The sequence below is a fragment of the Enterobacter sp. SA197 genome (assembly GCF_054131575.1).
Genome location: NZ_CP096393.1, coordinates 1,011,259 through 1,023,920, shown reverse-complemented (window position 1 = coordinate 1,023,920; position 12,662 = coordinate 1,011,259). Strand labels below are relative to the sequence as shown.

The 12,662-nt window shown below is 54.3% G+C and carries 14 protein-coding genes and 2 pseudogenes; 11 read left to right on the top strand and 5 right to left on the bottom strand.

Features of this window, described 5'->3' with window-relative positions; translation table 11 throughout:
- Positions 1–5 precede the first annotated feature (5 nt).
- On the top strand, positions 6–746 hold the full coding sequence (locus tag M1D91_RS04670; RefSeq protein ID WP_437433115.1) for an SDR family oxidoreductase: 741 nt from the start codon (positions 6–8) through the stop codon (positions 744–746).
- 193 nt (positions 747–939) lie between these two features.
- Positions 940–1,107 (top strand): annotated as a pseudogene (locus M1D91_RS04665) (hypothetical protein); the annotation flags it as partial.
- Positions 1,108–1,267: 160 nt separating this feature from the next.
- Here M1D91_RS04665 and M1D91_RS04660 read toward each other — a convergent pair.
- On the bottom strand, positions 1,268–1,654 hold the full coding sequence (locus M1D91_RS04660) for an RrF2 family transcriptional regulator (RefSeq protein WP_457976318.1): 387 nt from the start codon (positions 1,652–1,654) through the stop codon (positions 1,268–1,270).
- A 221-nt stretch (positions 1,655–1,875) separates the two neighbouring features.
- Between M1D91_RS04660 and M1D91_RS04655 the strand changes: the two genes are divergently transcribed.
- Positions 1,876–2,847 carry an alpha/beta fold hydrolase gene (locus M1D91_RS04655; protein ID WP_437433117.1) on the top strand — a complete coding sequence of 324 codons (972 nt, stop codon included), beginning with the start codon at positions 1,876–1,878 and terminating at the stop codon, positions 2,845–2,847.
- 784 nt (positions 2,848–3,631) lie between these two features.
- Here the strand turns inward: M1D91_RS04655 and M1D91_RS04650 are convergent.
- On the bottom strand, positions 3,632–3,817 hold the full coding sequence (locus M1D91_RS04650; RefSeq protein WP_437433118.1) for a hypothetical protein: 186 nt from the start codon (positions 3,815–3,817) through the stop codon (positions 3,632–3,634).
- Positions 3,818–4,020: 203 nt separating this feature from the next.
- Here M1D91_RS04650 and M1D91_RS04645 point away from each other — a divergent pair, with 203 nt between their 5' ends.
- From M1D91_RS04645 to M1D91_RS04625, 5 genes and pseudogenes are all read left to right on the top strand, one after another.
- The gene (locus M1D91_RS04645) at positions 4,021–6,126 is read left to right on the top strand and encodes a TonB-dependent receptor (protein ID WP_437433119.1); all 2,106 of its coding nucleotides are present in this window, start codon (positions 4,021–4,023) and stop codon (positions 6,124–6,126) included.
- A 25-nt stretch (positions 6,127–6,151) separates the two neighbouring features.
- Positions 6,152–7,375, top strand: a complete 1,224-nt coding sequence (locus tag M1D91_RS04640; protein ID WP_437433185.1) for a YncE family protein — start codon at positions 6,152–6,154, stop codon at positions 7,373–7,375.
- A 102-nt stretch (positions 7,376–7,477) separates the two neighbouring features.
- The gene (locus tag M1D91_RS04635) at positions 7,478–7,759 is read left to right on the top strand and encodes a type II toxin-antitoxin system TacA family antitoxin (protein WP_437433120.1); all 282 of its coding nucleotides are present in this window, start codon (positions 7,478–7,480) and stop codon (positions 7,757–7,759) included.
- Positions 7,747–8,236 (top strand): annotated as a pseudogene (locus tag M1D91_RS04630) (GNAT family N-acetyltransferase). Before M1D91_RS04635 ends, M1D91_RS04630 begins: the two are co-directional and overlap by 13 nt.
- 71 nt (positions 8,237–8,307) lie before the next feature.
- Positions 8,308–8,481, top strand: a complete 174-nt coding sequence (locus M1D91_RS04625; RefSeq protein ID WP_437433121.1) for a hypothetical protein — start codon at positions 8,308–8,310, stop codon at positions 8,479–8,481.
- A 191-nt stretch (positions 8,482–8,672) separates the two neighbouring features.
- Here M1D91_RS04625 and M1D91_RS04620 read toward each other — a convergent pair whose 3' ends face one another.
- The 3 genes from M1D91_RS04620 to M1D91_RS04610 all read right to left on the bottom strand — a co-directional run bounded on the left by M1D91_RS04620 (position 8,673) and on the right by M1D91_RS04610 (position 10,045).
- Positions 8,673–9,014 (bottom strand): DHCW motif cupin fold protein, encoded by a 342-nt coding sequence (locus M1D91_RS04620; RefSeq protein WP_437433122.1) that lies wholly within the window; start codon positions 9,012–9,014, stop codon positions 8,673–8,675.
- 85 nt (positions 9,015–9,099) lie between these two features.
- A complete protein-coding gene (locus tag M1D91_RS04615) occupies positions 9,100–9,399 on the bottom strand; it encodes a hypothetical protein (protein ID WP_437433123.1) in 300 nt (99 codons plus the stop codon).
- Positions 9,400–9,592: 193 nt separating this feature from the next.
- A complete protein-coding gene (locus M1D91_RS04610; RefSeq protein ID WP_437433124.1) occupies positions 9,593–10,045 on the bottom strand; it encodes an Lrp/AsnC family transcriptional regulator in 453 nt (150 codons plus the stop codon).
- Between the two features lie 195 nt (positions 10,046–10,240).
- Between M1D91_RS04610 and M1D91_RS04605 the strand changes: the two genes are divergently transcribed.
- The 3 genes from M1D91_RS04605 (at position 10,241) to M1D91_RS04595 (ending at position 12,609) form a co-directional block, all read left to right on the top strand.
- On the top strand, positions 10,241–10,867 hold the full coding sequence (locus M1D91_RS04605; protein WP_437433125.1) for a LysE family translocator: 627 nt from the start codon (positions 10,241–10,243) through the stop codon (positions 10,865–10,867).
- A gap of 120 nt (positions 10,868–10,987) precedes the next feature.
- On the top strand, positions 10,988–12,301 hold the full coding sequence (gene brnQ / locus M1D91_RS04600) for a branched-chain amino acid transport system II carrier protein (protein ID WP_437433126.1): 1,314 nt from the start codon (positions 10,988–10,990) through the stop codon (positions 12,299–12,301).
- A gap of 5 nt (positions 12,302–12,306) precedes the next feature.
- Positions 12,307–12,609: a hypothetical protein gene (locus M1D91_RS04595; protein WP_437433127.1), complete on the top strand. Its 303-nt coding sequence runs from the start codon at positions 12,307–12,309 to the stop codon at positions 12,607–12,609.
- The last annotated feature ends 53 nt before the right edge of the window (positions 12,610–12,662 follow it).

The window sequence follows — 12,662 nt, the reverse complement described above, 5'->3', positions numbered from 1 at the left end:
CTTTTATGACCAGTAATATGTGTGAAAAAGTAGTTGTCATCACCGGTGCCAGCAGCGGTATCGGCGAAGCCACAGCTCGCCTTTTGAGCGCAGCAGGGGCCAGCGTAGTGCTGGGAGCACGCCGCCTGGACAAACTTACTGTTCTGGCTGATGAAATTAAGGCTACTGGTGGAAAAGCTGAAGTCGTACAGACAGATGTATCAAAACGTCAGGATGTAGAAGCCCTGGTGGCAAAAGCAGTTGATGTATATGGCCGAATAGATGTTTTGATTAATAACGCAGGTATTATGCCCAACTCCCGCCTGGATCAGTTGCAGGTCGATGACTGGGATCGTGCTATTGATATCAATCTGAAAGGCACACTTTACGGTATTGCTGCCGCGCTTCCCTTTATGAAAGAACAGAAAAGTGGTCACATCATTAATGTCGCCTCTACCGCAGGGCATCGTGTTCGTCCGACAACCGCCGTTTACTCAGCGACCAAATTTGCTGTGCGGGTTATTTCTGAAGGCCTGCGCATGGAGATGACCCCATACAACATTCGCAGCACCATTATTTCTCCGGGCCCCGTTGATACCGATTTGCCATCCAGCGTAACTGATACCGCAGTTGCCGAGCAGGTCAGAAAGATACATGAAATGGCTATTCCTGTTGAAACCCTCGCTGAAACAATCGCTTTTGCAATCAACCAGCCGGAAGCAGTCGATATTAATGAGATAGTTGTCCGCCCGACGGCCATGGAATGATCCTTTTGCATTGGCCATGTTTTCCTGCTCAGGGTATTAAGGGCTTAAACATTTAGCCCAGAAAAGGTCCGCTTTTCGCTCATAGCGGACCTTATAACCAACTGTTTGGTCCGCTCAGTGCCAGAAGCAGAAGTAAGAAATAATCAATAAGAGCAGATTTTGCAAATCTAAGGTAATTTAAAAAAATCAGACGCGGGCTGTAATGGTTCATGCACTCTCTGACAGTGCCAGACAGTGCTACATACATCAAGGATTTGAGACTTCACAAACACAGGTTAGAACCCTTTATTGCGGCTCCGATCGTTATTTAGGCAACGACCATAAAGTCCCCCACCTTTACTGGAAGAAAAGGACTTTTTAATGAGATTATTTGGGCGTCGGTACAAATAGTGATGCCAATGGGAGCCTCGCTCCCCCTTCGCCATAGGCAAGTCTTTCGTGGAGCCCAGGCTCTGAATCGCCTCTTTTTGCTGAGTAGCAAGGGTAACGCTGACCTGAACCGGAAAATTGTGATGGCGAGCCTAGAGCGAGGTCGCCGAGGCCTTATCTTTTGCATCCTCTGCTATCTTCGCGAGAGTGGTTGCAGCGTATTTTGCAATGAGGAGGGTCTCCGCTGCAGCGTGCGCTTCCTCCAGTACGAAATTGGAGGCACGCTCCACTGGGCATGTAGGATGATCCCGTGAGATGGGGGCAGCGAGAATAGTTCCCTCGGTTAGAGCAAGCTGAACGTCGAGCACCGTGACATGGTCGAGCGCCCGGGTAAGTCTCCAGCCTCCGCCCCTGCCGCCTTCGGACTCTACGATCCCATGATTACGCAACTTCCCAAGCGTGCGCCGCACAACGACAGGATTTGTGTTGAGCATCTGTGCAATTCGCTCTGACGTTTCCCTACCTCCCAATAGCCCCATGTGAACAAGGACATGCAGCATTCTGGCAAGACGACTATCGGTCTTCATCACGCACTCTTCCGCAACAATATGAGTTACACTATCTTGACTTTTAGCCTTTAGTGTAACATATACTGTTACACTAAAGAAAGAGCGCATATGCTACGCCGTAAATTTCTGATTTTTCACCGGGCGTGATTGCCTTTCTTTCAATTGCCCTGCCAACCAGTCAAGAGGCATCCATGATAGAGACCAGCATTCAGACCCGAACGATTAACATGAGCATCCTCGATGCCGGACAAGGCCCGTTAATTCTGCTTTGCCACGGCTTCCCTGAGACCAAATACTCCTGGCGACACCAGATTGATGCACTTGTTCAAGCCGGATACCGTGCTGTTGCGCCAGATATGAGAGGTTACGGTAATACGGATGCTCCAGAGCATGCGGATCAATACACAGTCTTTCACGCCGTTGGCGACTTGGTGGCACTCCTTGATGCGATAGGAGAGAAACAGGCTGTAGTTGTCGGCCATGATTGGGGTGCGACAATTGCGTGGCAAGCCGCGCTCCTGCGCCCCGATCGGTTCCGTGCTGTCGTCGCGCTCAGCGTGCCAATGATGGGACAGCCACCCGTGCCACCCTCTAAGGTTTTCCCGCAGACCGAAGAGGAGCTTTTCTACGCACTTTACTTCCAAGAACCAAATGTCGCAGAGGCGGAGTTCAGCCGGGACGTGAGCCTGACTCTCCACAAGATCATCTTCGCCGCAAGTGGCGAAGCCGGGCGGCGCGAGCCGGGCGATGGGACACCTAATCCATTCGGCATGGTCATGAAGAGCAACGGCTTGCTGGCAAACCTCCCGACACCGTCCGGGTTGCCGGAATGGCTACCCAACCGTGATTTCGATAAACTGGTCGCGGCGTTCGAATCTTCAGGCTTCACTGGCGGATTGAACTACTATCGCAATCTTGATCGCAACTGGGAACTGCAACAAACTCAAGCCGGTCAGAGCGTTACGGTGCCAGCCCTGTTCATGATCGGCGAGCGCGATACCGGACTTACCATCCCTGGTATGGATCAAATAATTGCTGACATGCCGAACCTGGTTTCCGACTTGCGCGGCTCCTACGTCATTCAGGAGGCAGGCCATTGGCTTCAGCAAGAGCGGCCAACCAAGATATCAGAGTTGACCATTAAGTTTTTGAGGGAGCTTTAAAACTCCTGGTGCGCATTTCCTACAGGCTGACTTCGGACGAACTCAACGGCCGATTGTCTGTTTTGAATTCTGACGTCCGCCTCTCGCTCAAAGCGGACTTCGCGCCGTTTCTTGCGGTCTGCTTCGTGCCAGGAGCGGACATTCGCACCATCAGTTCCCGCACCAGATTAAGCCGACTCAGCAATGCCGACGCTGCAGATACTGACAGACGTTATACCGTTTAAAGCGACGTTTCAGGTGTATCACCATGAGAGCTACAATTACCGCACTGCAATTATCGCGGCCCCCGGAAGACAACTGATGAATCGCCCGGGATGAATTCCATGAATGATGATAAAAACTGGCCGGAGAATATAGCCATGGAAAGCCAGGCAAGGTTGCGTCCCCGGACGCGAGTGTGACTCTGCCCGTCTGTCATATGATTCACAAGCGGCACCGACAGACCAAATCCACAACCCATTAAACCCCGCCTGCGATGTAGAACACTACATTATCAGCGAATGAAAATATGAGATGTCCGGCAGCGTAGCAGCTAAACGCCGTGTACAGAGTTCCGTACTCACGTAAGCGTGCTATAAGGCGCGGCATTATCGCCGCAGCCCCGACGGCAACCAGTGAGATAAACGACAAAAAGTATCCGGTTTCAGCCGCCCCAATAGCCATGCAGCTAAATACCTGCGGAATGATGATAATGCCGGTGAGGGAGCAAATCATGGACAATAGGGCTGCAAAAAGCACAGGCGCTAATTGAGCTGCGCCTACCGATTCGCTTTCTCAGGTGCTCTCATTCATGCTTTCTGTCCTGGGGGGTCAATGGTTGCGGCACAAACGCCAGCTGCATAGCCAGAAGAACCCAGGTAAAAAGATAAAGCAAAAACGACCACTGCCAGCCAAGGGTCGCAAGTAAACCGCCTATAAACAGGAAAATGACACCGCCCAACTCATTCGACATTCCCTGAGAAGCGATCATTTTCAGCCGAGCCTGACCGCTCCCCCAGGCAACTTGCTATCCACTCTACTCCTTAAACTCTTCCGCGCGATACGCCATTCCTACGACTCGGTGAAACCTGCCAATAATAGTGATTTGCATTTACTGATGTAAATAATTATCGTTTGCAATTATTTTTTACATTTGGCGTTACTTTTTTACCTATGGGTTCGGAGTCAGACAAGATGGACAAGCACACAGCCTGCGGAGAGCGTCAAGCTGCCGCGATAAAGCCGATGCGCGGATTCTCCCCGCTTTTAATCACACTCTGTACGCTGCTTCCCGGTGCCGTTAATGCGGCCGATACACTAAAGAGTACGCAGGAAGCGGAAAGCAGCGTGACCGGGGGGAGCTATCAGGATCAGGACCTGATGATTGTTACCGGCGAGAAGACGGCACGTTCGATACTGGATACCGGCTCCAGCGTGGAGGTCTTTGACAGCCGCCGCATCAATGCCCTTCCCGGGGCGGAGACCGTCGGCGACCTGATGCGCATGACTGCCAATACCGTGGATATCGGCATTGGTAACGATTTGCCCACCGTTCGTGGCGTAGACGGCTCCGGCCCGAGCACCGGCGCGGGGGCCTTTTTGAGCGGCACCCGCCCTCGCCTCGGCCTCTCGCTGGATGGCCGCTCCCTGACCTACAACGAACAGGCGTATGGCCCGCAGTCGCTGTGGGATATGGAGCGCGTCGAGATTTTTCGTGGGCCGCAGAGCTATATTCAGGGACGAAACGCCATCGCCGGTGCAGTGGTGATGACCTCAAAAGATCCGAACTATGAGTGGGAGAGCGCCTTTAAGGGCGGGCTGGGCAATCAGCACTCCTCAGAGCTGGCCGCGATGGCGACCGGGCCGCTGATTGAGGACCAGCTCGCGTTCCGCGTCAGTGTTGACCGCCAGCGCCGCCGCAGCGATGTCGATCTGCCCTCCTACGATCCGGTCGGTAATCCGGACGAGGTGCAGACCACCAGCGCTCGCGCCAAGCTGCTGTTTAACCCGGCAGGACTGCGCGACGTTACCAGCAAGTTCACCTTTAACCACTCGGACAGCGGCGCACCGCAGAATGAGAGCGATAACCCGCTGCCGCACCCGACCAATGCGCGTTATGACTGGCGTCGGCCGGTGTTTAAGAGCAACGTCAACAGCGGCATCTGGGATCTTGCCTGGGAAGCCAGAGACGATCTGACCCTGGAGAACCGGCTGATCTACACCGGTTTCCACATCAACCGCTACGTGGCGACCGGCCTGCCGCGAGCAGAGATCAAGGGTCATGAGGTACATGTTGAGCCGGTAGCGCATTTCGGTACCGCAGAGAGCATCCTGCACGGGCTGGCTGGCGTGCGCTACTTCGATGCCTCACAGGATGAGTATGTCCACATCTTTGGCGGCTCCACCTTTACGGATGACACCCGCACCAGCGCGGCCTATGGCGAGCTGACCTGGGCCGCCACGCCGCAGGTGGATATCACCGCGTCGAGCCGCGTCGAGCAGGAGCATCGCCGTCGGGTGGGTGGCAGCAACAGCGTGCGTATCGATCTCGATGAGACCTACAACGTCTTCCTGCCCAAACTGGACGTGGCGTGGAAGCCTGAGGCAAATCAGACCTACGGAGCGCGTATCGCCCGGGGCTACAACGCCGGGGGAGCCGGGATCACCCTCAGCGCGCCGATCACCAGCTATACCTACGATCCGGAGTATGTTTGGAACTACGAGCTCTACACCCGTCACCAGCTCGACGATGCCAATCTGGTGCTGACCGGAAACCTTTTCTATAACGACTACAAAGATATGCAGCTCCCCTACTATCTTGCTAGCAACTCGACGGCGATCCGCAACGCCGATAAGGTCGAGACCTGGGGCGCAGAGGTCGGCGCAACCTGGACCCCGCGATGGGATTTGGAGCTGTTCACTAACGTTGGCCTGCTGAAGACGCGCATCTCCGACTTTGGCGGCAGCGGCGTAGAGGGTAACGATCTGGCGCGTGCCCCGGCCTGGACCTCCAACGTTGGGGCCAGCTGGCAGCTGATGAGTGGTCTCGAGCTGAGCGGCAACGTCGCTTACTCCGGCTCCTACTACTCGGCATACGATAACGATTCGCGCGGACGCATCGGCGCTTACTGGACGGCCAACGCCCAGCTGGCTTACACCTTCCTCTATGGCCGCGCGACGCTGTTCGCTCAAAATCTTTTCGACTCCGATCATAAAGTGATGATTAGCGGTAACGACGTTTACAGTGCTATTCGTCAGCGCTCGCGCCTCGTAGGGGCCTCTATCGAACTGGATTTCTGATCCCCCGGACAACAGGATAATAATGATGTCTCTGACTCACTTCCCCGCCCGCTCGCTGACCTCCTTGCTGGTAGTCGCCACCGTCAGCCTGAGCGCGGCGACCCAGGCCGAGAGCACGGCTATTCGCCCCGACGCCATGAAGCGTGAAGCGCTGGCCCCGACGCTGGTTGAAATGGCCTGGAGCGCAAAACAGCAGGCGATATTTGTCAGCGCCCCGGACTGGAAAGAGGAGGCGCAGTCAAAGGTGCTGCGCCTCGATCCACGGACCCTGACGATTGAGGCCGCCATCCCGCTGGCGGTAAAGGGCTTCGGCGTCGCGCTGGACGATAGCCGCAACCGCCTCTATCTCACCGAAGGCTTTAACGGCGCGGTGGGGGTTGTGGATACCGCCGGCAACCGCAGCATCGGCCAGATCCCGGTTCAGGAGAAGGTGAACCTTGAGGCGGCCTACCGCAAAGCGGGCATCAGCGGCGCGCGACTCGACTATCTGCTGGCGGAGCTGAAACGCTTTAAGATCGTCGACGACTACCTCTACAAGGTGCGTGAGGCGACGTTCGACCCGCAGACCGGGCGTCTGTTCCTACCCGGCCTGGGCTATGGCGTTGACAGCGTCCTGTTCGTAGTGGACACCCGCAGCGGCAGGCTGGAAAAGACCCTGCCGGGCTTTGGCTTCTACGCCACCGGGGTGGCGATCGATAAGAACGGTCGTCGGGTGTTTGTCTCCAATATGCAGGGTCAGCTGATGACGGTGAATGCTGACACCCTGACGCTTGAGAGCACGAAAGAGATTCAGGCGGATCAGCTGTTGAACCTAGTCTACGATCCCGCCAGCAATCGGCTGCTGGGGGTCGACCAGGGCATCGATCGCGATAAGCCGCGCAATAACTATCTGCAGCAGCGCTATACCCGGCGCAGCAGCGGCCACCGCCTGTTCGCGCTTAATGCAGACAGCGGTGAGGTGCTGACCAGCGAGGCGACCGACGAGGTGCCGATCGGCCTGCTGCTGGATGAGCGTACCCGGCGGATCTTCGTCACTAACCGTAACGGCGTGCGCGTTGCGGAGGGCAAAGGCACGCTGACGGTTTTTGATGCTGCTACCCTGAAACACTTGCAAACTGTCGACCTGCCGCCGCACCCCAACAGCCTCGCGCTGGATCCAGCCTCAAACGTCCTGTTTGTCACGGTAAAAAATGACGGCGATGCGACAAAAAGCGGCAACCCCGAGAGCGTGGTGCGCATTCAGCAGTAGCTGGTTTACGATCCCCGGCCGCGCTTCGCCTGTCGGGGCTAGTGCGAAACCGGTTTCAAACGAAAAACACTCATTCAATTACTCATAAAAAAGTACATCAGAATGGCCACTATTAGAGATTATAATAATATCCAGCTCAATATTCGAGCAAAAGAAGCGCAGCGGGTCCTGATTAATACTGCCGCTGAGATTCTCCATAAATCACGTACCGATTTTATCCTGGAGATGGCCTGCCAGGCCGCTGAGGACGTTATTCTTGTCCGCCGTATGTTCAATCTTAACGATGAACAGTACGCCGAATTTATCGACATGCTGGATGCCCCGGTGACAGCTAATCCTGCGATAGACAAACTTCTGGCGAGAAAACCGCACTGGGAAAAGTAACGGCGCCGGTACCACTCAGTCCGACACACATTCTTGCTGAGTTTCATTGTGGTGAAGCTGCACTGGACGAATGGATAAAGCAGCAGGGACTGAAAAACCAGTCCATGGGTGCAGCCAGAACATTTGTGGTTTGACGGGAAAACTCTTCTCAGGTGGCTGGGTTCTACTCTCTCGCAACCGGCAGCGTCACCCATGCTATTGCACCGGGGAGCCTGCGAAGGAATATGCCCGAGCCGGTCGCCGTCATCATTCTGGCACGGCTTGCCGTTGATACGTATTAACATAGCAAAGGCATGGGTGCTGATTTACTTCATGGCACCGTCTTACGTTGCTGCCGGTGGCTGAGAACATTAGTGTGGGGGCAATATGGTTCATGCACTCTCTGACTGCGCCAGGCAGTTCTACATACATCACGGATTTATCCCCTCACAAACAAAGGAGAGAACGCTTTTCCTGAGGTTGCCGAACATTACTTAGGAAACAACCATAAAATCACGTCCTACTTTCCTGCAAGCAAAGGACCAAACATCAAAGACCAGGAGAACATTATGCGGCCCTTCATCACCCAGGACGAAATCGAGATGCTCAAACGCGATCTGGATATGCTGGGAGAGCAAAACCTTGTAGGCATCGAAGTATATGAAGCGCTCCACTTACTGGAAATTCGCCGCCAGACTGCCAAGCTTGAGTTAATTAAACGGGCACTGGAAAATAAAGAGTAATTACGCAAAACCCGGATGAGTGGCCAGGACTTTAGATTGTCAGCGAAGCTAATAAAGAGTCACCAGAACCACTTTTTTGCGCGTATACCTCAAAGTATGTGCAGTTCTGCTCAGCACATTGCCTGGTGCGATTGCTATAATCTGACTGTCCGCTTTGTGCCAAAAGCGGACTTTGATGCAACTGGTTTACGTTAGTCAACAATAAAAAGTTTTGCACCTGTAGTGGTGCTTGACTGATGTTGCTCAGCGTTATCGCCAACCTGATAACTCATCCCTGCCTTCAGGATGAATTTTCGCCCATCATCAAGTATTGTTTCTAATTCACCTTCCAGGCAAAAAAGGATGTGTCCTTTTTGACACCAATGATCCGCAACGTAGCCAGGCGTATATTCAACCATCCGTACACGGATTTTATTGGGCTCGTTACCAAAGAACTGTGTACGCCAATAAGCGGTGCCAGTCTCTCCAGGATGCTCTGTTCTTTCGACTTCATTCCAGTTTGATGTACCAAAAGCAAATGCGTTCATCTTCATTCTATTACCCTCCTTGTGAATAAGAATTTCATCCCCGGATCAAAACAGGATTGCCGCTGCGGGGATAACGTTCACGCCCGGTAAATTAATTTTCGAATAGAATTTTTACAACCGGCGACCCGATTAAAACAATCAGCATCAGGGTTAACGCCGTCCATACCGGCAGGGGCAAATATCGTTTCAGTGTAAAACCAATTAGCATGCTGCCAGCCAGTAGCGAACTGCCATAAAGAAACACAAAACGCGGCGAGGTCAGCTCTGCCGTGCTGGAAAAATGAAATGAAAATATCTGCGCTACAAACATGACGACCAGCGGTAATGCCCAATAAAAATTCAGTTTCATAACCCTTTTCCTTTCCTTGTTTTCAACTGTCAATGTAATCATTACAGTTTGTTACCTGACGTCTAGCCTTTGGTGACGTTAGCATTTCTCAGTATCCTTGAAAACAATACCAATGTCTGATTTTTGCTCTTAGCAGACGTTCATCTGATTCTGCCCGCTTTGTGCCAGGAGCGGACGTTGCATAAAATCCTGCCCTGTTAAAGGGCGTAACAGCCCGGCCACCGCTCTCTGAAAATCAGGGCAACACCGGCCTGTTATGGACAACAGTTTTCATCACCAGGGTTGAGGTAAGACGCTGAACGCCAGGCAGTGCGGAAAGATTAAGATCATAAAGACGCTGAAAGCTTTCCATGTCCCGTGTCAGAACGTGCAACATATAATCCGGGTTACCAAACAGCCGCTGCGCGGTTATCACTTCCGGGACGTCAACCACCGCCTCCTCAAAGCTGCTCACCGCCTTACGATCTGCCTTTTCAAGCGACACAAAAACGATCACTGAAAAGCTCAGTCCGAGTTTGCTGGTATCCACCTGAGCACGGTATCCGCTGATGATGCCCGACTCTTCCAGGCTTTTTACGCGCCGGTGGCAGGGCGAAAGGCTGAGTCCTACCTTTTCGGCCAGCTCAGTCAGGGACAGCCGCCCGTCTGCCTGGAGTTCAGCAATGATTTTTTTATCTGTTCTGTCCACTCTCTTCCGCCTTTTTCGTCAATCACCAGAGCCGTTAATCCTTTTGAATGTATCAGAGGGAATTATTTCCAGTAAACCCAAAATATAAGCAAACATCTTCCAATATATAAGGCATTACCGGCTAATCAGGAAAGTTTTGCCCCTGCGCAGTTGATAAAATCGTAGGCGGTTTTAACTGATTAAAAAGGTGATGAAGTGGATTACAGTTTGCTCGCAGCGTTCTGGATTGTGTCATTTTCCCTGGTCATGACACCCGGAGCGGACTGGGCCTATGCTATCTCCTCAGGCATGCGCAACAGAATGTTGTTTCCTGCGGTCTCCGGCATGCTGCTCGGGTATGTCGTCATAACGTTTATCGTCGCGGCCGGTGTCGGTGCGCTGGTCGCCAGCGCGCCGGTAATACTGACGGTGCTTACCTACGCCGGGGCAGCCTATCTGCTTTGGCTGGGAGTGGGCGTCCTGCGTAATCCCCCGGTTCCCTCTGTCGGAAATTTTAATGAAACGGTAAACGGGTTCCGTACGCTGATGAAAGGGTTTGGCATCAGCGGGATGAACCCGAAAGCACTGCTGCTTTTCCTGGCACTTCTGCCGCAATTTACCAGCCGGGACGCGAACTGGTCTGTTGGTGTGCAAATTTTCTGTATGGGGCTGGTACAGATCATCAACTGCGCGATTGTCTACAGTGCGGTCGGGCTGGGTTCGAAAGCGATTCTGCGCACGCGTCCGGCGGCGGCGCGGCGGGTCAGCCAGTTCTCGGGCGTAGCCATGATGGCCATCGCCTTCCTGCTCATCGGTGAGCAGCTCTACACATCCTTCAGGTAACGACAGCAGGCCATGCCGCGCCCGGCTTCTGCCCCTTAAAGCCCCGGCATCGGTAACAGTAAAAAATCGGGCTGACCGCGATGCGGAACCGGCCCCCTCAAACATATCATTGGCATATAGATGAACACATTTCGTATCAGCGACATTGTTATCCTGGGTTTCATGAATTTTGCCCTGTTCGTCGGCGCCGGCAATATCATTTTCCCGCCATTCATCGGTCTGCAGGCGGGAACGGCGGTCTGGACGGCGGCCGCCGGATTCCTGCTGACGGGCGTCGGTCTTCCGGTTTTGACGGCCATTGCGATGGCAAAGGCAGGCGGTGCCTTATCAGCCGTTACCCGCCCGGTGGGCAGGGTATGTGGTTTAATGCTGGCCGTAATCTGTTACCTGTGTATCGGGCCGTTCTTTGCCACGCCCCGCACCGCTACGGTTTCCTACGAAATCGCCATTCAGTCTTTTACCGGCAGCGCGCGCTGGTTACCGGTCTGGAGCGTGGTTTATTTCGGTATTGTTATCCTGGTTTCACTGCACCCTGGCAGGCTACTGGATACGGTTGGCCGGTTTCTCTCCCCGGTTAAGATCCTGGCTCTGATTGTCCTTGCCGCGGCGGCATTGGCATATCCTGCAGGCCAGCCCCGCGCCCCTGAAGGGGCTTACGCGACCGCCGCGTTTTCACAGGGACTGACCAGCGGCTATCTGACCATGGATACGATGGCATCCCTGGCTTTCGGCCTCGTTATCGTTAACGCAATTCGTTCCCGGGGTGTGACGTCAGCACGCCTCATTACGCGCTACGCCGTCCTGTCTGGCCTGATTGCGGGCATCGGCCTGGCGCTGGTTTACCTGAGTCTTTTCCGGCTTGGCACTGGCAGCACGGGGCTGACCGTAAGCGCCACCAACGGGGCGCAGGTGCTCAGCGCCTACGTACACCATGTCTTTGGCGCAGGCGGAGATGTGTTCCTGGGCGCGCTCATTACGCTGGCCTGCCTGGTCACCGCCATTGGCCTGACCTGCGCCTGCGCTGCCTGGTTCAGTTCCGTGACCCGTATCAGCTATCGTGCTTATGCCTGGTTCTTCGCTGCGTTCTCCATGCTGGTTTCCAATATGGGCCTGACGCAGCTTATCGCTTTCTCGGTGCCGGCGCTGACGGCGGTGTATCCGGTCTTTATCGTACTCGTCCTGACTTACTTCATCCGGACACGTTTTTACTCTCATACCCGTGTCATCGCGCCCGCCGCGCTGGTATCCTTTGTGTTCGGCATTGCTGACGCGCTTTCTTCGGCCGGCATCAGTGTGTGGCCCTTTAGGCTGGTGCAGTATCTTCCCCTTCATAACCAGGGGCTCGCCTGGGTGCTGCCTTCTCTTGTGGTTTTGATCGCGGCGGCGGCCGCCGAGCGCTGGCGTTCACCTTCATCCGTGGCTGAAAAGGGATAGCGGCAATGACAGAGCTTAACGTCGCGCGGCAGAAGGTAACGGGCGCAGTGCTTTTGCCTTGCCTGATGGCGGTGTTCTTTATCGTCTTTAGCGGGCTGGAAAATGCCCTCTGGCGCACCGGAAAAAGCTATCCGGCTGCGCTGGCCCGGACGAGATACGTTGATGACATTCGTCTGCTGACGCTGCAGGCTGCGCGGGAAATATGCCGTCTGCCATTGACGCAGCCTGAGTTAGTTAAAAAACGCAACGGCATCTATCTGCGATGTGGCACACCCTGGTTTGAGGGTGTATACCGGATAACTTACTGACATTGCCCCTCCGGGCGGGCATGTCCGGCGGGGAAAGGAACAGTATGAAACAG

Coding starts and splice junctions, on each gene's coding strand:
- M1D91_RS04670 (WP_437433115.1), top strand. CDS start 6: ATGACCAGTAATATGTGTGAAAAAGTAGTTGTCATCACCGGTGCCAGC.
- M1D91_RS04660 (WP_457976318.1), bottom strand. CDS start 1,654: ATGGGGCTATTGGGAGGTAGGGAAACGTCAGAGCGAATTGCACAGATG.
- M1D91_RS04655 (WP_437433117.1), top strand. CDS start 1,876: ATGATAGAGACCAGCATTCAGACCCGAACGATTAACATGAGCATCCTC.
- M1D91_RS04650 (WP_437433118.1), bottom strand. CDS start 3,817: ATGATCGCTTCTCAGGGAATGTCGAATGAGTTGGGCGGTGTCATTTTC.
- M1D91_RS04645 (WP_437433119.1), top strand. CDS start 4,021: ATGGACAAGCACACAGCCTGCGGAGAGCGTCAAGCTGCCGCGATAAAG.
- M1D91_RS04640 (WP_437433185.1), top strand. CDS start 6,152: ATGTCTCTGACTCACTTCCCCGCCCGCTCGCTGACCTCCTTGCTGGTA.
- M1D91_RS04635 (WP_437433120.1), top strand. CDS start 7,478: ATGGCCACTATTAGAGATTATAATAATATCCAGCTCAATATTCGAGCA.
- M1D91_RS04625 (WP_437433121.1), top strand. CDS start 8,308: ATGCGGCCCTTCATCACCCAGGACGAAATCGAGATGCTCAAACGCGAT.
- M1D91_RS04620 (WP_437433122.1), bottom strand. CDS start 9,014: ATGAAGATGAACGCATTTGCTTTTGGTACATCAAACTGGAATGAAGTC.
- M1D91_RS04615 (WP_437433123.1), bottom strand. CDS start 9,399: ATGATTACATTGACAGTTGAAAACAAGGAAAGGAAAAGGGTTATGAAA.
- brnQ (WP_437433126.1), top strand. CDS start 10,988: ATGAACACATTTCGTATCAGCGACATTGTTATCCTGGGTTTCATGAAT.
- M1D91_RS04595 (WP_437433127.1), top strand. CDS start 12,307: ATGACAGAGCTTAACGTCGCGCGGCAGAAGGTAACGGGCGCAGTGCTT.